Source organism: Microbulbifer pacificus, assembly GCF_002959965.1.
Classification (GTDB): Bacteria; Pseudomonadota; Gammaproteobacteria; order Pseudomonadales; family Cellvibrionaceae; genus Microbulbifer; species Microbulbifer pacificus_A.
The window spans coordinates 1464681-1485105 of the sequence record NZ_PREV01000026.1; the positions used below are offsets into that span (position 1 = coordinate 1464681).

Here is a 20425-nt window from a genome sequence, read left to right on the forward strand (position 1 = left end):
ATTTGCACTGACATTCCCAGCCACTATTGAGAACGGTTGGGTCACAGACGCCGGGGGCCAATTGGTGTTAAATGGCGCAAACGGCCACCGGATGGAATCATGCTTCCCCTGTTTCAGTTCCCGCGCTTCCCGATTCGCTCTCAGCACCTGACCGCGAGCCTGCTCGCAATGTCTCTGACGTTTACCGGTTGCGCGGGAAACAGCGGCCCACCGGCGGCCGCGACCGAAACCGGCTTAATGAGTGTGTGCGAACGGGAGTGGATTCTGGACAGCCTCACGGTGGATGGGCGCGAGCACAAACCGCGTATGTTCTGGCAGAAAATGTGGCGCGACCGCCCCTATTTCACCTGCGACAAACTGGGATTTGTACGCGGCAACGCCGGCTCCAACCCCTATCTCGGCAAATTTGAACTGCGGGACGGTGGTGACGTGCACTGGCTCAAACCGCCAAAAATCTCACGCATGGTCGGCCGTCGCGACAGCGGCGAGCTGGAAAAGGATTTCCTGCTGGCCATGCCCCGTATCTCCCAAGCCCGTACCCGCGGCGACACCCTGATCCTCGAAGGCAGTGACGGCACCCGCCTGGAATTCAGGCAGGTAGGCGAACAAGCGACCCCCTGAGTCCAATTTTTTGGCGGTAGTCTCATAAAAAAGGCGGCCACTGGGGCCGCCTGAACCATTCAAGAAGGGTCTTCATTCGCAACGCGAATGTCGATACCAGTCCTCCAATCGGAGGAGCCTCCAAGCTCGGAAGCATAAAATCACCAATAACATTGGTGTGATGCAAAGAGAGAAGAACAACGAAAACTTAAACGGCTGTGCGATGAATCAACCGGACAAGCAGAATTTCGTTGTGGGATCAGCGTAGTTGTCAGACGTGACAAACTGATTACGAAACAGGAATTTTTCCCGTTTCCCGGTAAATTTTTTACAGGTTACCGAAAAGATCGCTTCAGGGGCGGGTTCGCCGCTGGTGCTGTTCGAGATTCTGCTGGCGTTTACGCTCGCTCTTGCGCAGCAGGATATAGGTGGCGCCCAGACCGCCGTGCTGTTTCTGCGCGCTGTGGAACGCGAGCACTTCCGGCAGTTGTGGCAGCCAGGCGTTGACGCAGCTTTTCAGCATTGCCGGGGTTTTGCGCCCCTCACCCTTGCCGTGGGTAATCAGCGCGCAGCGTACATCCGCGTCCATACAGTCGCGTACAAACTGGTACAGGGCACTGCGGGCCATATCGACGGTGTGGTGGTGGAGGTCGAGACGCGCGTCGACGGTGTACTTGCCGAGACGCAGGTTGCGATAGACGCCGTTTTGCACGCCGTCGCGCTTGAATTCGATGGGATCGTGAGGCTCTACCGGCTCGACAAATTCGCCACCGAGCGGGTTCAGTTCACGGTGTGTCTGCGCAGTCGCCGCCTCGCGGCGGGCGCGTTGATTTAGGGGGTCGGCAATGTCTTTCCTGAGGGCGCTTTCCTGCTGCGCGGGCGCCAGCGGCTTTACGTCGCCGAGCGCGCCCATGGCGCCGCGAAAATCATCCAGTTCAGTCTTTTCCACACTTTCCCCCGCATACCTCTCAGAAGCGCCAGCGACCAGTCAGGGATCGAGGAACAGATCCACCGCCAGTTGGCCGGCCTTGGCGGGATTGTGCGCATATTGCGTAAAATCTTCCACCCCGCGTTCGTGCAGCAGCTCCTCGTCAATCAGCTGGGCACCGTTCAGCCCCTGGTTGCGGGTGATCAGCACCTCGTAAGCGGCATCCGCCATCACCATGGGTTTGCGGCTCTGCTCGAACATCTCGCGACTGCCGACGGCAAATTCGATCGCCGCGGTCGCCACCAGGGTACGCGGCCACAGGGTGGCGACGCTGATATTCGTGTCCCGCAGCTCCTCGGCAAGCCCCATGCTGAGGATGGTCATACCGAACTTGGACAGTGCATAGGGCGCGAAAGGTCCCAACCAGCGGGGTTCGAGATTGAGCGGTGGCGACAGGCTGAGAATGTGCCCGCGCTCCGCCTGCTTCAGGTAGGGAATGGCGAGGTGCGCCGTGAGGTATACGGCGCGAGCGTTGATGCCCAGCATCAGGTCATAACGCTTGGGCGGAGTATTTTCGACGTTGGTGAGGTTGATGGCACCGGCGTTATTGATCACCGCGTCGATACCGCCGAAGGTATCGGCAGTCTTTTTCAGCGCCTCCGCTACCTGGTCTTCCTCGCGCACGTCCACTTGCATCGGCAGGGCCTTGCCGCCAGCGGCTTCAATTTCCTCGGCAACACTGTATATGGTGCCGGGGAGCTTGGGGTGTGGCTCGGCGGATTTGGCGGCGATGGCGATGTTGGCGCCGTCGGCGGCACATTTCAGCGCGATGGCACGGCCGATGCCGCGGCTGGCACCGGTAATGAAGATGGTTTTGCCCTTGAGGGCGCCGGTGTTCTGGGTGAGGGTGATCTCTTCGGTCATACGGGCGCTCCGCTGGCAATGGTTGGCTGTACGGGTTGTTATCGCGGTGTCATTGCCCCGGCTGCGTTTCCGTCACCACCGCAGGGCAGTAGATGTCCTTGAAGGTCTGTGGCATCCGTTTGGGTTTGCCGCTGGAGAGTTCGATGCACACCATCTGCCAGGTGGCACGCAGGATCAGCGCCTCATCAGCGGCGCGATACACCTGGAATTTCCGGGTCATGTTCAGCCGGCCGTCCACCATGGTGAGCCAGGTGCCGATCAGCAGTTCGTCGCCCTCTCTGGCGGCCAGTATATAGTCGTACTCGGCCTGACGGATTGCCATTCCCCGGTCCATCGACTGGTAATTAGTGACATCCAGACCCAGTTCCACACTGTGGGACCAGGCGGCGCGCTCGCACCAGCGCACGTATTCTGCGTTATTGGCGTGGTGCAGGCCGTCGACGTGCTCCTGCTCCACGCGGACCTTGTAGATGTATGGTTGGGGGAGATCCCAGTTCATAAGAATGTGCTCCGTAGATCGGCCTGTGGCGGTGCAGCTACCAGGTCTCGCGGACGCGCACCTGGCATCAGCACCTTCGCCCTTGACGGTGGGGGCCACAGAAACAAAAAAGGCCCCCGAAGGAGCCTTTCTCTGAAAAATCGCGACTTAAGCGTCGGTTTTTTCCGCGTTCTGCGCGGCGGCCTGTTGCTGGGCCTGCTGCATGGCAGCGGCGAACAGGGCGTCGAAGTTGATCGGCGGCAGCATCAGGGCCGGGAAGGAGCCCTTGGTCACAACATTGTCCACCACTTCACGGGCATAGGGGAACAGGATGGTCGGGCAGGCGGTGTTCAGGGCCTGCGCAAGCTGGGCGCCTTCCAAACCTTTGATACCGAACAGGCCAGCCTGCTGAACTTCCACCAGGAAAGCGGTCTCTTCTTCCAGCTTCACCGTGATGGTCAGGGTCAGTGCCACCTCGTACAGATCTTCGTCGATCTTGGCGGTTTTGGTGTTCAGCTCCTGATTTACCTGGGGTTTCCACTGCTTTTTGAAAACCTCGGCACCCATCGGGGTTTCGAAAGAGAGGTCTTTCAGATAGATGCGCTGCATTGCGAATTGGACTTGTTGCGCTTCTGCGTTCGCCGCGGCGCCGTTGAGTTCTTCAGCCATGTTAAAGCCTGTTATCAAATTAGTGTTTGACTGCCTTCCCTGAAAGAAGACTCCCTGTATGAGCCTTACTTATGGGGGCCTCGAAAACTCCTTTCAAGGCACGGGTGTAAATTTCCGAAACGGAATGGCGCGTTACGCCAGCAGCTTGTCCAGCTCGCCACTGCGCTCGATCGCCATCAACTCATCGCAACCGCCCACATGATGGCCGCCAACCCAGATTTGCGGCACCGTGTGCCGCCCGGCCCTGGCGGTCATCTCCGCGCGCAGCTCCGGTTTACCATCGACAGAAATTTCCTTGTAGGAAACGTTCTTGTTGTCCAGCAGGTACTTGGCGCGGATGCAGAAGGGGCAGAAACGGGTAGTGTAGATAACGACTTCTTTCACGACCGGATAACCTCTTCGCGTTTCAAATCTATGACGGTGGGCGGATCAGCCCTTCACTACGGGCAGCTTCTGATTTGTCCACTCGGACATGCCACCCTCAAGACGGCGTACGGTGTAGCCGGCCTTTTTCAACTGGCGACCCACGGGGCCCGCGTGCTGGCCCATCTTGTCGGCCAGAATCAGCGTCTTCTCTTTATAGGGTGCCAGTTCACCCATGCGTTTCTCGACCTCACCGTGGGGAATGTGGATCGCATCCACGATATGCCCGGCGGTGAACTCGGCGCGGTCGCGCAGATCGATGACCCTGGCGCCGTCGCTGTTGATCAGCAGAGTGGCCTCGTGCGCCGACGCGGGCTTGCCCGCCTTGATCCGCTCGGTAATGGCCAAGGCGTATATCAACGCCACCAGCAGGCTCACCAGCAGCCACTGCTCGCTGATAAAGACGAAAAAATCCAACTCCGCCCCCAAAAAATCTGATTTGTTGTTCTTTCTACGACTATTGACCAAATGGTCGGTCGCGTTTAGGCCGGGTATTGTAAATCAATAGTGCCGGCAGTGAGCGCCTGCGGTCCGGAAACGGAGCGCCTGCGGCCCGATCTGTGAAAGCGGCGCAGTATACATGAAGATGGCGATTTCTTAATCAACCTTTTTGCCCGCTTTCTCCCGTCGATCGTTGCGCAAATACTGACCTCAGACACACAAACAGGTTAAAATCCGCCACCTGCGGTACAACTCACACAAGAGTTCCGTCTTCCGGCAGTGACGCCGAACGATCCTCCATTACACGCGCATTACGAACACCCAACACAGGAAGTCTGATCCCATGGCAACCGAGTCTTCGTCCAAACGCCCCTTGGTACTGCTGATTCTGGACGGTTTCGGCCACAGCGAGCACACCGAGCACAACGCCATTGCCGCGGCGAATTCCCCGGTGTGGGACCAGATCTGGGCCACCCGCCCGAAAACCCTGATTCACACCTCCGGTATGGCAGTGGGTCTGCCGGAAGGGCAGATGGGCAACTCCGAAGTCGGCCACATGACCCTCGGCGCCGGCCGCGTGGTGTATCAGAATTTCACCCGTATCAACAAGGCGATCAAGGACGGTGACTTCTTCACCAACCCGGCCTACACCGCGGCGGTAGACAAAGCCGTGGCCAGCGGCAATGCGGTGCACATCATGGGCCTGCTGTCCGATGGCGGCGTACACAGCCACGACGACCACATTGTCGCCATGGCCACTCTGGCCGCCCAGCGTGGTGCCAAGGCGGTGTATATCCACGCCTTCACCGACGGCCGCGACACCCCGCCGCGCAGCGCGGAGACCCCGCTGGCGCGCCTGACCCAGGTGTGTGACGCCCTCGGCACCGCGCGTATCGCCAGTATTGCCGGGCGCTACTACGCCATGGACCGCGACAACCGTTGGGATCGCGTGCAGCCGGTGTACGACCTGATCACCCAGGGCGCGGCCAAATATCAGGCGGACGATGCGCTGGCCGGCCTCGCCGCCGCCTATGCGCGCGACGAGAATGACGAATTCGTGGCCCCAACCCTGATCGGCGCACCGGCACCGATGCAGGACGGCGACGCACTGATCTTCATGAACTTCCGCCCGGACCGCGCCCGCCAGCTCACCCGCGCCTTTACCGAGGCGGATTTTGACGGCTTCAAACGCGCGCTGACCCCAAAGCTGGCGGACTTCGTAATGACCACCGAATACGCCGCCAGTATCGATGCCGCCTGCGCCTTCCCGCCGGAGAGCCTCACCAACACCTTCGGCGAATACCTGCAGAATCAGGGCAAGACCCAGTTGCGCATCGCCGAGACGGAAAAGTACGCCCATGTGACCTTCTTCTTCAGCGGCGGCCGCGAAGAGCCCTACAATGGCGAGGAGCGCATCCTGATTAAATCTCCGGACGTGGCCACCTACGACCTGCAGCCGGAGATGAGCGCCCCCGAAGTCACCGACAAGCTGGTAGCGGCCATTGAGAGCGGCAAGTTCGACGCCATCATCTGCAACTACGCCAACGGCGACATGGTGGGCCACACCGGCGTATTTGAAGCCGCGGTAAAAGCGGTGGAAGCGCTGGATGCGTGTGTGGATCGCGTCACCAGAGCGGCATTGGCTGCCGGCGGCGAGGTACTGATTACCGCCGACCACGGCAACGTGGAAGAGATGTTCGACGGCGCCTCCGGCCAGGTCAGCACCCAGCACTCCACCCTGCCGGTGCCGTTTGTGTACATCGGCGAGCGCAGTGTCACTATGCGCGACGGTGGCAGCCTCGCGGACGTGGCACCTACCATGCTGGCATTGATGGGTCTGCCGCAGCCGGTGGAGATGAACGGCGAACCGCTGGTCAAGATCAATTGAATCACTCAACAGGAAACCGCAGCTGACGCCATGAAATTTTCTGCATTTGTTATCGCAGCCCTGCTGTCACTGGTACTGATTCCCGCCTGCTTCGCGCAGGCGGATGATGAGGCGCAGCAGGCGCGGCTCGCGGAAATCAAACAGCGTATCGCGACGCTGCAACAGGAGCTGAACCAGGTAAAAAGTGAGCGCGACCAGCTGCTCAAGGACCTGGAAGCCAACGAGAAAGACATCTCGGAACTGTTGCAGCGCATCGACAAGATCAAGGCGGACATGAAAAGCCGCGGCGACAAGCTGCAGGAACTCAAGCAGGAAGAGCGGCAACTCGAGGATTCCCGCCGAAGTATGCAGCGGCGGGTCGAGCAGGAAGTCGCCGCCGCTTACCGACTCGGTCGCCAGGAGCAGATCAAGCTGCTCCTCAATCAGCAAGATCCGCAGCACATCGCCCGCCAACTCCGCTACCACGATTACTTCCTCAAGCAACGCAGCCGCGTCATCGACGATTACGTCAGCACCCTCGACCAGCTCTCCACCGTCAGCTCAGGTATTCAGCGCGAACAGGACACCCTCGCCCGTGAACGCAGCCAGCTGGAGGAAAAACACCGGGCGCTCGCCAGCGCACAGAAAAACCGCCAGCGCACCCTGGATAAACTGGCCGCGCAGCTCGCCAGCAAAAGCGGTGAACTGGACCAGCTGCACAACGACCGCAGCCGCTTGCAGCGATTGGTGGACGAAGTGGGCCGCGCCATTTCCAGCCTGATCAACCCCAGCGACCAGACACCCTTCGCCAAACAGCGCGGGCGCATGCAGTGGCCCACCTCGGGACGACGCGCCAATGCCTACGGTCAGCGTCGTGCCAACGGCATTACCTGGACCGGGGTAACCCTGCGTGCCAGCGAAGGTGCTCCGGTCAATGCCATCCACCGCGGCAGGGTCGTGTTTTCCGATTATCTACGCGGACACGGCATGCTGATCATCCTCGATCACGGCGATGGCTATATGAGTCTCTATGGGCACAACCAGTCTCTCACCCGCGCCATTGGCGAATGGGTAGAGCGCGGTGACACCATCGCCAGGGTCGGCAACACCGGCGGCATGAGTGAGCCGGGCCTGTATTTTGAGATCCGCCGTCACGGCAAACCTCAGGACCCTACCGCCTGGTGCCGCGGCTGATTCCGCCCACATTCGCCTACCACACTTTCGCCGGCAATTTTCACCCTGTGGTTCCACGCCGGAACACTTCTCCGCCAACTTCAAACCCGGCCGCAGTGCCGGGTCTACAATTCCTGTGAACACCCGGAGTTTGCAGCCGAGTTCCCGACACTACGATAAATGCCAAGGACGTGCAGAATATGTTCACCCGCAAAATGCTTGCCAGCCTGATCGGCGTGGCAGCTCTCACCGCTCTACCGCTGACAGGACTCAGCCAGGGCGGCAGCAGCGAGCGCACCTCGCTGGAAGCCGAGGCGCGACTGCCTCTGGAAGACCTGCGCAGTTTCGCCAAAGTGTTCGAGCAGATCCGCCAGGGCTACGTCAACGAAGTCGACGACAGCACCCTGCTGGAGTACGCCATCAAGGGCATGCTGCAGGGGCTCGACCCTCACTCCGCCTATCTCGACAGCCGCTCCTTCGACGACCTGCAGGCCAACACCACCGGTGAATTTGCCGGCCTCGGTATCGAAGTGGGTGTCGAAGACGACTACATCACCATCATCACTCCCATGGACGACACCCCCGCCGAACGCGCCGGATTGCGCGCCGGCGATGTGATCCTGCGGCTTGCAGGCAAATCCATGCGCGGCGTCAGCCTTGATGAGGCGGTGGAGAAAATGCGCGGACCGGTAGGCTCCGCGGTCACGCTCACGATCGGGCGCAAAGGACACAAGGAACCCTTTGACGTGACCCTCAAGCGCGACAAGGTGCGCGTGTACAGTGTGCGCGGGGAAATGCTCGAAGACGGCTACGGTTATGTACGCATCAGCCAGTTCCAGCTGGATACCGGCGGCGACCTGATGCGGGCGATGAAAAAACTCAAGCAGGAAGGTGACATCAAGGGTCTGGTGATCGACCTGCGCAACAACCCCGGTGGCGTACTGCAATCCTCGGTGGAAGTGGTGGATGCCTTTCTGGAAGACGGTCTCGTGGTCTATACCGAGGGCCGCAATGAATCCTCCAACCTGCGCTACTCCGCCAGTCCCGGAGATGTCACCAACGGTGCGCCGCTGGTGGTACTGATCAACGATGGTTCCGCCTCCGCCGCGGAAATCGTCGCCGGAGCCCTGCAGGATCACCGCCGCGCGGTGGTGATGGGAACCGACAGCTTCGGCAAGGGGTCGGTGCAGACAGTGATTCCAATCACCGACGACCGCGCCATTAAACTCACCACCGCGCTCTACTTCACGCCCAAAGGGCGTTCGATCCAGGCCCAGGGAATCAAACCGGATATCACCGTCGAGCGTGTCCAGGTAACCCGCATGGACGGCGTGGCCCGCACCACCGAGGCAGACCTGGCCGGACATTTGGGTAACGGTAACGGCGGCAAGGAGAGCGGGGCAGAAGATCGCAAGCGCGCCAAAGCCGGCAATGATGACTGGTACGGCCGCGACAACCAGGTGTTCGAAGCGCTGAATGTCCTGAAGGGATTGAACCTGTACGGACATCGCGCACCGGTTAAAAGCGAAGAGAGCGCTGCACCGGTAGCAAAGGACCAGGTAGCGCGAATTCGCGCGGAAGACTTGTAATCATCGAGTGACGTTAGTCCAATCGTCCCCGCCGCAGGCAGACTTTCTGGCGGGGACGGGTTCCATTGCAGGATTGGCGACTACGGAGGCGTAGCCCCCGTACAGTCCCCACAGTAGTAGCGAGGTAGTCATGCAGCGGTATCGTCGTGGCGAACAGGGAAACCCCATTCCCCCTCGAGCCGATCGCTTCTTCAAAGTCGACAACGACTGGTTCTTCACCGTGCGCGGTGGCAATACCTTCGGGCCTTTTTCCTGCCGCGAGGAAGCGGAAAAGGCCGTGGACAAGTATCTCAATCCCCTTCAGGAATACTCCGGCAACGTGCGCCCTTTCGGCAGCCTGCGCGCCCGGCGTTGGCGCAGCGCCAACAGATTCTAAAAAAAAATGCCAGGGAGGGAACCTGGCATTCAAGAATATAGAAAGGGCTGCTGGATACAGCATGATGAGCCCGGTATCAGCAAATCCTTTTGCTGAACATCTCACTCCAAATCCTTTGAAGCGCCGGGGCAGGCAGTGCTACCGTCAGTGCAAAGAAGCAAATCAAGTTGCCCCTAAAGTAAAGCGCATTCAGGGTACCCCCCCTGATAGTATTCGCCACCAGGGCAGATACTAAACGCATACCTTCCAGATCAGCCTCCATGTCCCAAATCCAGCCAACAACGAATTCCCGCGACCATTTATCCGTGACTACGGAATCTGCTCGGTGGCTTTCTCGCGAACCTCCGAGGGGGAGAGGCCAAACCGCCGTTTAAACGCCCGATTGAACCAAGCCAGGTTGCTGAAACCAGCGCGATAAGCAAGCGTCGAAATATAGTCCCGACCACTCGCGGGATTCGCCAGATTTCGATACACCCAGTCCAACCGGATGCCATTGAGATAATCGGTAAAAGTGAAGTTGAATTCGCCGAAAATTTTGCGGAGATATTGAGGGGAAATATTGAAGTGACGGGCGACCACATCTGAGTTCAATTCAGGATCGAACATGCGCAACCGGATGTAATTACGCATGGCCTGGTAGCGAGCCTGACGGACACCACGGTTACCCGCAATGACTTCATTCTCACCATCGACTCCGAGCACCAGTGCGGCCAGATCCATAAGCTGGATTTCCGCCAGTTTGGCCGCGGAGTCGGAAAGCGAGTCTCCGGATTGATAGAGATTTTCCAGGTACCCGAGCAGCAGCTGGTAGGCACTTCTATCCTGTGGATGAAAATTTTTCCCGATTACCCGGCCGGGTGCAGCGAGTCGGCTTTCCAGAAATTGCCGAGGCAAACCGATACTGGTGACAAACAGCGCGCCCTGATTCCGGCTGATATAGGGGTCTTCCAACGGCAATAAATACATTTGCCCAGGCTTGCAGATAGACTCACTCGTCGAGCCGGAGGTGATACCCAGCGCGCCCTGCCGTGGAATGACCAGCATCATGGAATCGTCGCCGTCGGCAATATGAGCGTGGGTGCGCCAGGCTTTGTGGTCGAGAAGATAGGAGTCCGCAACCACCGCGCGAGGGAAAGTCCTCACGGCGACATTGACGTCCAACTGCTCGCAACCGACGTCCACATCCAGGCCGCACAATGGCGCATAGGTTTCCGCCAGTGCCGTACGGCGCTCACTTTCGGAGTAGTCCTGCGAATTGAATCGAAAATAGCCCATAGAGAACCAGCCGTGTGCCGAACCCTTACTTATAGCACTATTTTCACAGGTTGCCGCTAGCCTCCAGTCTCAATACCAAAAACGGCGTCCACATTTTCCGCCAGGAACCAATAGCGGAAACGTCCTCATGCTACAGACGCATTTCGATACCGGCATCCTGCATAAAGTGTTTTGCCTCACTAACGGAGTATTCACCGAAGTGGAAAATACTGGCGGCGAGCACTGCATCGGCACCGCCCTTCAATACGCCATCCGCCAGATGCTGCAAATTACCCACACCGCCGGAGGCAATCACCGGTACGGAAACTGCGTCGGAGATGGCGCGGGTCAGCGCCAGGTCAAAACCGTTTTTGGTGCCATCGCGGTCCATGCTGGTGAGCAGGATTTCACCGGCGCCGTAGCTGTCCATTTTTTTCGCCCATTCCACCGCATCAATTCCGGTGGGTTTGCGACCGCCATGAGTGAAAATCTCCCACTTGGGCTCTTTGTCATCGCCCACCTGCTTGGCGTCGATGGCGACAACAATACACTGGCTGCCGAAACGGTCGGCGGCCTCGCGCACGAAGTCGGGATTGAATACGGCGGCAGAGTTGATGGCGGTTTTGTCGGCGCCGGCATTCAGCAGGTTGCGGATGTCCTGGATCTCCCGCACGCCGCCGCCGACGGTGAGCGGAATGAATACCTGTGAGGCCATTTTTTCCACGGTGTGCAGGGTGGTGTCGCGCCCTTCGTGGGTGGCGGTGATGTCGAGGAAGGTGATTTCATCGGCGCCGGCTTCGTTGTAGCGGCGGGCAATTTCCACCGGGTCGCCGGCATCGCGGATGTCGACAAAGTTGACGCCTTTGACGACACGGCCGGCGTCGACGTCGAGACAGGGAATGATACGTTTGGCGAGGCCCATGGATTGATCCCTGCGGTTATTGGTTCCAGCTGTCGCACAGTTCCTGCGCGGCGCGCAGGTCGAGCTTGTCTTCGTAGATGGCGCGACCGGTGATGGCACCGAAGATTGCGGTGCTGTCGTCGCCGGCTTGCAGCAGCTTTTCAATATCTTCGATACAGCTGACGCCGCCGGAGGCGATGATGGGAATCTGCACGGCGCGAGCGAGATCCATGGTGGCTTCGATGTTGACGCCCTGCATCATGCCGTCGCGGGCGATGTCGGTATACACAATGGCACTGACACCGCAGTCCTGGAACTGTTTGGCGAGTTCGGTGGCCTGTACGTCGGAGACTTCGGCCCAGCCTTCGGTGGCGACGAGCCCGTCTTTGGCATCGAGGCCGACGATGATGTGGCCTTCGAATTCACGGCAGGCTTCTTTGACCAGTTTGGGATTTTTTACGGCGGCGGTGCCGATGATGGCCCAGGTGACGCCGGCGTCGATGTAGCGTTCGATGGTTTTCAGGTCGCGAATTCCGCCACCGATCTGGATCGGGAATTTGGGAAACTGGCGAACGATGGCGTTGACGGCGTAGTCGTTGACCGGGTTGCCGGCGAAGGCGCCGTTGAGGTCGACGATGTGCAGACGTTTGGCCCCCTGGCTGAGCCAGTGTTCGGCGGTGGCGACCGGGTCGTCGGAGAAGACGGTGGCGTCTTCCATTTCACCCTGGCGTAGACGCACGCACTCGCCGTCTTTCAGATCAATGGCTGGGATTACGATCATTTGATTTAACTTCCTGTAGCGGGGGACCTTTTTTATTCAGGACCGGTGGCGGTGGAGCACCGGGTATAAGTTTTCAGAACCGCTGTGAATACGTCCCTGTACGCTGCGTCGGCAACATCCCTGTTGCCGACGCTTCTGAAAACTTATACCCGGCACTCCCCCTTCGCATTTAGATTTGCACTTCGTCAGCCGCTTTGGTACTGACCTGTAGGAGCCTGCTTGCAGGCGAGCCCGGGAACGCCGAGCTGGGGCTCGGCAATTCGCCTGCAAGCAGGCTCCTACAAAAAAAACGGTTTTTCAGCCTTTACGCCGCACCATTCCAACCGACAAAATTCTTCAACAACTGCATTCCTGCTTCCGCACTTTTTTCCGGATGGAACTGGGTCGCAAAAATATTGTTGCGGGTGACCGCCGCCGCAAATGGCACACCGTAGTCGCATTCACCGGCAATGGCTTCGTTGTTTTCCGCGGGCACGTAATAACTGTGCACAAAATAAAACCGGCTGCCGCTTTCAATCTCATTCCACAGCGGGTGTCCGACCTTCTGCTGCACCCGATTCCAGCCCATATGCGGGACCTTCAGGTGTTGTCCGTTTTCATAAAGATCTTTGCCGAAAAACTTTACCGGTTGCGGAAACAGGCCCAGGCAGTCGATACCGCCATTTTCTTCGCTGCTGGCCATCATGATCTGCATACCCACACAGATACCGAGGATAGGCATACCCGACTCTATGCACTGGTTCAGCAGGGGCACGAAACCGGGACGGATAAAACCTTCCATGCAGTCGCGGATGGCGCCGACGCCGGGGACAATCAGCCGGTCTGCACCCTGGGCTTCTTCCGGGGTAGTGGCGAGGACGACTTCGTCAGTGGGCGCGACTTTTTTCAGGGCGCTGGCTACGGAGTGGAGGTTTCCCATACCGTAGTCGAGGACGACGATTCTTTGCATGCCCATTTTTTACAGAACACCTTTGGTGGAGGGCATGGCGCCTTCCATTCTCGGGTCCGGAGTCAGGGCCATGCGCAGGGCGCGGCCGAAGGCTTTGAATACGGTTTCGATCTGGTGGTGGGCATTGAAGCCGCGGATGCAGTCGATGTGCAGGGTGACCAGGGCGTGGTTGACGAATCCCTGGAAGAATTCGTAGAACAGCTCGGTGTCGAAGTTGCCGATGCGCTTCTGGGTAAACGGTACGTTCATGGTGAGGCCGGGACGGCCGGAGAAGTCGATGACCACGCGGGAAAGCGCTTCATCCAGCGGTACGTAGGCGTGACCGTAGCGGGTCATGCCTTTCTTGTCGCCCACGGCCTGGTTGATGGCCTTGCCGAGGGTGATGCCGATGTCTTCCACCGTGTGATGGTCGTCGATGTGCACGTCGCCGTCACAGGTGATGTCCATGTCGATCATGCCGTGGCGGGCGATCTGGTCCATCATGTGCTCAAGGAAGGGGACACCGGTGTTGAATTTGCCGGTGCCTTTGCCGTCGAGATTGACGCTTACCTGAATCTTGGTTTCCAGGGTGTCGCGATTGACGCTGGCGGTGCGCATGAGGTCTACATCCTTGGTTGCGAGCTTGTTTGCCTGTCAGGGCGACCCCGTTGGTCGTCCCTTGCGATAGAAGGCGCGAATTATACGCCCAAACGCGCCCGAATTTGGCCGTTAGTCTCAGATGAAACTTGATTCGTCACAGAGATCAAATATCATACCGCGCATGACTATGACCTCCCGCCATAAGACTCCAATGTGGGTCACCTTCGTGCTGCTGTTCGCGCTCACGCTCGCGCAGCCGGTACTGGCGGAGCATATTCACATCGACGATCGCTCGCATCAGCTCTGCGATCTGTCCCACAACCACACGCCCGCGCCCGTGGGCAGTGAGTTCACCTTCGCCAGTCTGAACCTGGCAACGCTGTACACCGAGCAGCAGGCGCCGGTGGCCCTCGACTGCCAGCCGGAACGTCAGACTGCCCGCGGCCCACCCGCACTCCTGTCACTTCGCTAATAACCAATTTTTTACATAGCCGGCACCGGCCTTTGGGTGGCCGCTGCCCGTCCGTGACAGGAATAAACAACAATGTACCGAGTAAACACTCTGGCGCTGGCTATTGCCTGCGCGCTGTCTTCCTCCGTTTCCGCTCAGACCGCTGCCGACAAGCGGGACAACCTTGAAGAAGTGAACGTCACTGTTTCCCCCCTGGCCAAACCCGCCGACGCGGTGGCCGCGCCGGTTTCCGTGTTAAAGGGCGACGAGCTGCGCAAATCCGCCGCCGCCACCCTGGGCCAGACTCTCAACAGCCAGCTGGGTGTGGCCAATGCCTCCTTCGGTGGTGGCGTGGGCCTGCCGGTCATCCGCGGCCAGAGCGCCAACCGGGTGAAGGTACTGAACGACAACCTCGACGTTGCTGACGCTTCCAACACCAGCTCCGACCACGCCGCCAGCATTGAACCCCTGCTGGCCAGCAGTATCGAGATCCTGCGCGGTCCCGCTGCTCTGCGTTACGGCAGCGGCGCCATTGGCGGTGTGGTGAACGTGATCGATGGCCGTATTCCCACCCGCCTGCCGGAAGAACTCGAGGGCGCCGTGGAGATGCGCCACGACACCGCCAACAAGCAGGATGCCGGTGTCTTTCGTCTGCAGGGTGGCGCGGGCAATCTGGCCTGGTATCTGGACGGAGTCTACCGTGACAACAGTGACACCCAGATTCCCGGTCTCGCCATCCGCGAACACGAAGACCACGAGGAGCACCCTGAGGAAGAACACCACGAGGAGGAGTTCAACACCGACGGCTTCGTCGGCAACACCAGTGCCCGCGCCAAGAGCGGCAGTGCCGGCCTGTCCTGGATTAGCGATAGCGGCTATGTGGGCTTCTCCGTCAATCGCCTGGAGAATAACTACGGTATTCCCCTCGGCACGCACGAGCACCACCACGAAGAAGACGAAGACGAGGAGCACGCGCTGGAAGACGGTCATGAGGAGGAGCACGAGGAGCACGGCGCCGAGGCGGTGCGCATCGATCTGGCGCAGACCCGCTACGACCTGAAAGGTGAACACGACTTCAACGGCGACTACTGGGACAAACTCAGCTTCCGCCTCGGCCACAACGACTACGAGCACGTCGAGCTGGAGGCCCACGGCGATCATTTCCACGAGGGTACCCGCTTCACCAACAAGGCCTGGGAGAGCCGCGTGGAACTGACTCACGACGACGGCGGTGAGTGGCGCGGCGCTTACGGTCTGCAGTTATCACGCAAGGATTTCGCCGCGGTGGGCGACGAAGCCTTCATCCGCCCGTCTGTTACCGACAGTATCGGCGCCTTCACCATGAAGGAGCGCGAGTGGGGCAAGTGGCACATGGACCTCGGCGCGCGCCTGGAAAACGTTGCGATCGACCCGGAGTACGGCGATGACAAGGACTTCGACCTGATCGGCCTGTCCGGCGCCATCCAGTATTTCCTCGCCGAACACCAGCACCTGAGCCTCGGCCTCACCAGCGCCGAGCGCGCGCCGGTGGCGGAAGAGCTGTTTGCCGACGGTGCGCACCTGGCGGAATCCCGCTACCTGATCGGCAGCGAAAACCTCGACAAGGAAAACTCGCTGAATCTGGAGCTGGGTTATCACCACCACAACCAGGATGCCAGCGGCTGGCACGCGGCCAGAGTAGAGGCCAATGTTTTCTACAACCGCATCGCCGACTACATCTACGCCGCCAATACCGGTCTGGTAGACGACGAGAGCGAGTTCGATATTTACAGCTATCAGAACCGCGACGCCACCTTCTACGGTGCAGAGGCCTCGGTGCAGTTCCCACTGGCAAATGGGCTCAGTCTGACCCTGTTTGGCGACAGCGTGCGCGCAAGCTTTGACGATGCCATCGCCGGCCAGTCCAGCGAAGTGCCGCGCCTGCCGCCACTGCGCTACGGCTTTGCCCTGGGCGGTGACTACGCCGACTGGAACTGGCAGTGGCGCAACACGCACGCCACAGCCCAGAACCACCCCGGCGCCTTCGAGGAAACCACCGACGCCTACACGCGCATGGACCTCACCGCCCAGTACAACCTGAAACTGGCAGGCAACGATGTGGTGCTCTTCGCCAACGCGCGCAATCTCCTCGACGAGGAAATTCGCAACGCCACTTCCCTGCTGCGCGACTTTGCCCCAGAAGCCGGGCGCAGTATTGAAGCCGGAGTAAGGTTTCATTTCTGACCGGCAACTGCTTCAATAGTCCGCATCTGCGGCGCTCGCAATCATCTCGCGGGCGCCGCTCTTTTCTCGTCCATTCCTGGGCATCTCTGAAAATCGCAGCCCGGCGTATACGCAGTAGATTTTCAGTGGTGCCCGCCAGATATAAGGATGCTTCTGCATGGCCTGGATCAAACGCGGACTTATTACCCTCGTTGTTCTGTTTATCCTCTTCGCCGGCGTGATCGCCTGGTTTCTCTCCGGTCTCGACGCCAACCAGTACAAATCGAAAATCGTGCAGTTGGCCGCGGACCAGGGTGTTGCCCTGACGCTGGACGGCGATATCGGCTGGCAGCTGTGGCCAAACATCGCGCTCAAGCTCGACGGTGTGAAAGTGGCACCTCTCGCACTGCCCCGTGAATCGCTGCTGGAAGCTGACAGGATGGCGGTCGGCGTGGCACTGATGCCGCTGCTGGACAAGCGTATCGAAGCCAAAGAGATCGTATTGCTGAGCCCGCAGGTAGCACTTACCGTGGACAAGAACGGCAAGGGCAACTGGGAGCTGATTACCGACGCCATCGAGGCCAAAGCGGAACAGGACGCGAAAGCCCAGCGCGAAACGCCGCCGACCCTCGACATCCCCAAAGAGGACGCCCCGGCTTCCGGCGGCCTCGAACTGGCGCTGGAACAACTGCGACTGGAAAACGGCGTATTGCGTTACACCGACAAACAGGCCGGCAGCGAATACGCCATCAACAAGCTGAATATCAGCGCAGACAACCTGGTTCCCGGTGGCAAACCTGGCGATATCCGCCTGAAAGCGGAACTTGCGGGCAGCGGCTTCCCGGAACCCGTCAATCTGGATATCCACAGCAGCCTCGCCATTGACGAGGGCCTCAACGGTCTGCGCGTACAGCCCGCCAACATCAGGCTGACTGGCGCCCAGGGTGCGGAAGCGGAGATCAACCTGCGCGGCAACGTGCGCCGCGCCAAAGCAGACGCGCCCTGGCAGATCCAACTGAATCTGAATATGGACGTGAATCCCCTCACCGGCTGGCTCGCCGCCGTCGGCAGTGCGTACACGCCCCAAAGTACCGACGCCCTGAAAAAACTGCATATCGAAGCCGACATCAGCGGCACCGACAAACAGATGAACCTGGAACCGCTGCAACTGGCACTGGACAGCAATACCTTTAGCGGCAGCGCCAGTTATCAGGCGGGCGACGTGCCCAGCGTCTCTCTGACCCTCAAAGGCGGTGATCTGAATGTGGACGACTACCTGCCGCCCCCCGTCGCCACCCCGGAGCAGAGTGAACTGAACGCCGATGTGGCCGCGGCGCAGCCGGTACCCCTGCCGCTGGAATCCATGCGCGGCTTTAACGCCAAACTGGATCTGACCCTCGACAAACTGCACGCACTGGACTTTGACATCGACAAGCCACAGCTCGCGGTCAATGTGAACAATGGCTTGTACCAGCTGAACAAACTCGCCGCCGGCCTCTACGGCGGCACCCTGAACAGCACCGGCGTATTCAATGCTCGCGGCAATTCCGCCCGCGGTGAGCTGAGCGGCGGACTCACCGGAGTGGAAATTTCCAAGGTGCAGGAGGCGCTGTTCGCCAGCGACGAACCGGAAACGGCGAACCAGAAAAAGGTCACCCTGTCCGGCAAGACCGATCTTACCTGGGTGGGGCAAACCAGCGGCGCCGACACCCTGGCACTGCAGAAAAACCTGCGCGCTGCAGTGCAGATGAATGCCGCAGAGCTGGCCCTCGCCCCGTTCAACCTGGAAAAGGGCATGTGCCAGCTGGTGAGCTACGCGGAGAAAACCACCCTGCCGGAAAAAGAGTGGCCAGCACAGACCCGCCTGCAGGACCTGCGCGCCAGTGTGAATCTGAATGGTGACGTGGCGAAAGTGGAGGGCATCAACGCCGGTATCGAGAACATCGCGCTCACCGGTGACGGCACCGTCAATCTGGAGCAGCAGGATTTCGACTTCGCTCTCGGCCTCGCGCTGGTTGGCGAGAAGACCTCCGGCAATGGCTGCTCAGTGCAGAACGACCGCTGGCGCAACCGCCCGCTGCCCCTGCGCTGCAACGCCAAATTCTCGGAGGCCGGCGCCACCACCTGCAAACCCGACAGCCGCCGCCTGGATGACCTGATCCGCGACGAGCTGAAATACAAGGCGGAGAAGAAATACGGTGACAAGGTGGAACAAAAAACCGAGGAATTGAAAGACAAGCTGAAAGACAAGTTCAAGGGGCTGTTCAATCGCGGAGAGAAAGAAGAACCGACGCCGTAGGCTATATCTCACCGTCCTATCCCGCTAGCATGGGCACCCTTCGCGGTGCCCATTTTTATTTCAGTCCATGCCCAATTCCAACAACAAGCCCAAAACCCCCGCCCGCTTCCAGCAGGCCCTGCTCAAATGGTTCGACCAGCACGGCCGTCACAACCTGCCGTGGCAGCAAAACATCAATCCCTACCGGGTATGGGTGTCGGAGATCATGCTGCAGCAGACCCAGGTGACGGCAGTTATCCCCTATTACCTGCGTTTTATGGAATCTTTTCCCACGGTGCAGGCACTGGCCGCTGCCAGCCAGGACCAGGTTCTGGCTCACTGGAGCGGTCTCGGCTACTACGCGCGCGCGCGCAACCTGCACAAGTGCGCACAGGCGGTGGTCGATGAGCACAACGGTGAATTTCCGCGGGATGTGGAGGCACTCGCTGAACTGCCCGGTATCGGCCGCTCCACCGCCGGCGCCATCGCGTCGATCAGCATGGGACTGAAAGCGGCCATTCTGGATGGCAATGTAAAGCGCGTACTGGCCCGAATCCACGCCGTGGAGGGCTGGCCGGGGCAGACGGCGGTGGCGAACCGGATGTGGGAGATCGCCGAGCGCTACACACCCGCGGAACGCACCGGGGATTACACCCAGGCGATGATGGATCTGGGCGCGACCCTCTGCACCCGCTCCCGCCCGGCCTGCGAGCGCTGTCCATTCGAGCATCACTGTATCGCCCGCGCCCAGGGCAACCCCACCGCTTACCCGGGCAAGAAACCGAAGAAGGAAAAACCGGAGCGCCAGACTACCCTGCTGCTGATCGAGCACGACGGCGAACTGTATCTGGAACAGCGCCCGCCCACTGGACTGTGGGGCAGGCTGTGGATTCCTCCGCAGCTCGAAGGCGACGACGGCGGCGAAGCCAGCGCCCAGGAATGGCTGGCGGCTCAGGATCTGGACGCCACCGAAATCCAGGCCCTGCCACTGCTGCGCCACACCTTCAGCCACTTCCACCTGGATATCCACCCCGTGTGGATAACTCTGCCGCAGAAGCCCGCGCGGGTAGCAGAAGGGGCCAGTGGCTGGTATAAACTGCGCCAGCTCGACCGGCCCAGATCCGGCCAGGATCTCGGATTGCCGGCGCCCATTGCCAGGCTCGTCAAACAGCTTGTGGCGCTACGGGAGCCATTGTTGGCCCCGTGCTAGAAATGTTAGGAGAACCCATGTCCCGCACCGTCTTCTGCCGCAAATACCAACAGGAACTGGAAGGCCTCCCCAACCCGCCTTTCCCCGGCCCCAAAGGTCAGGACATTTACGACAACGTCTCCGCCAAAGCCTGGCAGGAATGGATGGCCCACCAGACCATGCTGATCAACGAAAAGCGCCTGAATATGATGGAGCCGTCATCCCGCGCCTATCTCGCCGAACAGATGACCAGGTTCTTCAGCGGTGAAGACTACGACGCCGCAGACGGCTTCGTTCCTGAGCAAGGCAACGACAAGTAAGCGACCGCTCACAAACCCTCCGATCAATCGCAAAAACTATTTATCAATCAAGG

General features: G+C 59.8%; 21 protein-coding genes. 10 read left to right on the forward strand and 11 right to left on the reverse strand.

Annotated elements, in window-relative coordinates:
• The first annotated feature begins 99 nt into the window (after nt 1–99).
• The gene (locus C3938_RS06545) at nt 100–621 is read left to right on the forward strand and encodes an META domain-containing protein (protein ID WP_105102383.1); all 522 of its coding nucleotides are present in this window, start codon (nt 100–102) and stop codon (nt 619–621) included.
• Nucleotides 622–952: 331 nt separating this feature from the next.
• Here C3938_RS06545 and smrA read toward each other — a convergent pair whose 3' ends face one another.
• The 6 genes from smrA to C3938_RS06575 all read right to left on the reverse strand — a co-directional run bounded on the left by smrA (nt 953) and on the right by C3938_RS06575 (nt 4439).
• Nucleotides 953–1549 carry a DNA endonuclease SmrA gene (smrA, locus tag C3938_RS06550; protein WP_267893022.1) on the reverse strand — a complete coding sequence of 199 codons (597 nt, stop codon included), beginning with the start codon at nt 1547–1549 and terminating at the stop codon, nt 953–955.
• A gap of 39 nt (nt 1550–1588) precedes the next feature.
• Nucleotides 1589–2452, reverse strand: a complete 864-nt coding sequence (locus C3938_RS06555) for an SDR family oxidoreductase (protein ID WP_105102384.1) — start codon at nt 2450–2452, stop codon at nt 1589–1591.
• A gap of 49 nt (nt 2453–2501) precedes the next feature.
• Nucleotides 2502–2951, reverse strand: a complete 450-nt coding sequence (locus C3938_RS06560; protein ID WP_105102385.1) for an acyl-CoA thioesterase — start codon at nt 2949–2951, stop codon at nt 2502–2504.
• Nucleotides 2952–3098: 147 nt separating this feature from the next.
• Complete coding sequence (secB, locus tag C3938_RS06565; protein WP_105102386.1) at nt 3099–3599, reverse strand: protein-export chaperone SecB; 501 nt, start codon at nt 3597–3599, stop codon at nt 3099–3101.
• 132 nt (nt 3600–3731) lie between these two features.
• Nucleotides 3732–3983: a glutaredoxin 3 gene (gene grxC, locus C3938_RS06570; protein ID WP_105102387.1), complete on the reverse strand. Its 252-nt coding sequence runs from the start codon at nt 3981–3983 to the stop codon at nt 3732–3734.
• Nucleotides 3984–4028: 45 nt separating this feature from the next.
• Nucleotides 4029–4439, reverse strand: coding sequence for a rhodanese-like domain-containing protein (locus C3938_RS06575; RefSeq protein ID WP_105103258.1), 411 nt, complete (start codon nt 4437–4439; stop codon nt 4029–4031).
• 367 nt (nt 4440–4806) lie between these two features.
• Between C3938_RS06575 and gpmI the strand changes: the two genes are divergently transcribed.
• From gpmI to C3938_RS06595, 4 genes are all read left to right on the forward strand, one after another.
• Nucleotides 4807–6351 (forward strand): 2,3-bisphosphoglycerate-independent phosphoglycerate mutase, encoded by a 1545-nt coding sequence (gpmI, locus tag C3938_RS06580; protein WP_105102388.1) that lies wholly within the window; start codon nt 4807–4809, stop codon nt 6349–6351.
• A 30-nt stretch (nt 6352–6381) separates the two neighbouring features.
• Entirely contained in the window at nt 6382–7524 is a 1143-nt protein-coding gene (locus tag C3938_RS06585) for a murein hydrolase activator EnvC family protein (RefSeq protein WP_105102389.1), read from the forward strand.
• Between the two features lie 179 nt (nt 7525–7703).
• Entirely contained in the window at nt 7704–9092 is a 1389-nt protein-coding gene (locus C3938_RS06590) for a S41 family peptidase (protein ID WP_105102390.1), read from the forward strand.
• Nucleotides 9093–9222: 130 nt separating this feature from the next.
• On the forward strand, nt 9223–9468 hold the full coding sequence (locus C3938_RS06595; protein ID WP_105102391.1) for a DUF6316 family protein: 246 nt from the start codon (nt 9223–9225) through the stop codon (nt 9466–9468).
• Between the two features lie 309 nt (nt 9469–9777).
• Here the strand turns inward: C3938_RS06595 and C3938_RS06605 are convergent, their stop codons facing one another.
• From C3938_RS06605 to hisB, 5 genes are all read right to left on the reverse strand, one after another.
• Nucleotides 9778–10743 carry a helix-turn-helix domain-containing protein gene (locus C3938_RS06605; protein WP_105102393.1) on the reverse strand — a complete coding sequence of 322 codons (966 nt, stop codon included), beginning with the start codon at nt 10741–10743 and terminating at the stop codon, nt 9778–9780.
• A gap of 130 nt (nt 10744–10873) precedes the next feature.
• Complete coding sequence (hisF, locus tag C3938_RS06610) at nt 10874–11644, reverse strand: imidazole glycerol phosphate synthase subunit HisF (protein ID WP_105102394.1); 771 nt, start codon at nt 11642–11644, stop codon at nt 10874–10876.
• Between the two features lie 16 nt (nt 11645–11660).
• A complete protein-coding gene (gene hisA / locus C3938_RS06615; protein WP_105102395.1) occupies nt 11661–12404 on the reverse strand; it encodes a 1-(5-phosphoribosyl)-5-[(5-phosphoribosylamino)methylideneamino]imidazole-4-carboxamide isomerase in 744 nt (247 codons plus the stop codon).
• A gap of 304 nt (nt 12405–12708) precedes the next feature.
• Nucleotides 12709–13353, reverse strand: a complete 645-nt coding sequence (hisH, locus tag C3938_RS06620; RefSeq protein ID WP_105103259.1) for an imidazole glycerol phosphate synthase subunit HisH — start codon at nt 13351–13353, stop codon at nt 12709–12711.
• A 9-nt stretch (nt 13354–13362) separates the two neighbouring features.
• Nucleotides 13363–13950, reverse strand: coding sequence for an imidazoleglycerol-phosphate dehydratase HisB (gene hisB, locus C3938_RS06625; RefSeq protein ID WP_105102396.1), 588 nt, complete (start codon nt 13948–13950; stop codon nt 13363–13365).
• A 193-nt stretch (nt 13951–14143) separates the two neighbouring features.
• Here hisB and C3938_RS06630 point away from each other — a divergent pair, with 193 nt between their 5' ends.
• From C3938_RS06630 to C3938_RS06650, 5 genes are all read left to right on the forward strand, one after another.
• Nucleotides 14144–14404, forward strand: coding sequence for a hypothetical protein (locus tag C3938_RS06630; RefSeq protein WP_105102397.1), 261 nt, complete (start codon nt 14144–14146; stop codon nt 14402–14404).
• A 72-nt stretch (nt 14405–14476) separates the two neighbouring features.
• Nucleotides 14477–16606: a TonB-dependent receptor gene (locus C3938_RS06635; protein WP_105102398.1), complete on the forward strand. Its 2130-nt coding sequence runs from the start codon at nt 14477–14479 to the stop codon at nt 16604–16606.
• A gap of 157 nt (nt 16607–16763) precedes the next feature.
• Complete coding sequence (locus tag C3938_RS06640) at nt 16764–18884, forward strand: AsmA family protein (RefSeq protein ID WP_105102399.1); 2121 nt, start codon at nt 16764–16766, stop codon at nt 18882–18884.
• A gap of 67 nt (nt 18885–18951) precedes the next feature.
• Nucleotides 18952–20073, forward strand: a complete 1122-nt coding sequence (mutY, locus tag C3938_RS06645; RefSeq protein ID WP_105102400.1) for an A/G-specific adenine glycosylase — start codon at nt 18952–18954, stop codon at nt 20071–20073.
• Between the two features lie 17 nt (nt 20074–20090).
• Nucleotides 20091–20372, forward strand: a complete 282-nt coding sequence (locus tag C3938_RS06650; RefSeq protein WP_105103260.1) for an oxidative damage protection protein — start codon at nt 20091–20093, stop codon at nt 20370–20372.
• Nucleotides 20373–20425 lie beyond the last annotated feature (53 nt).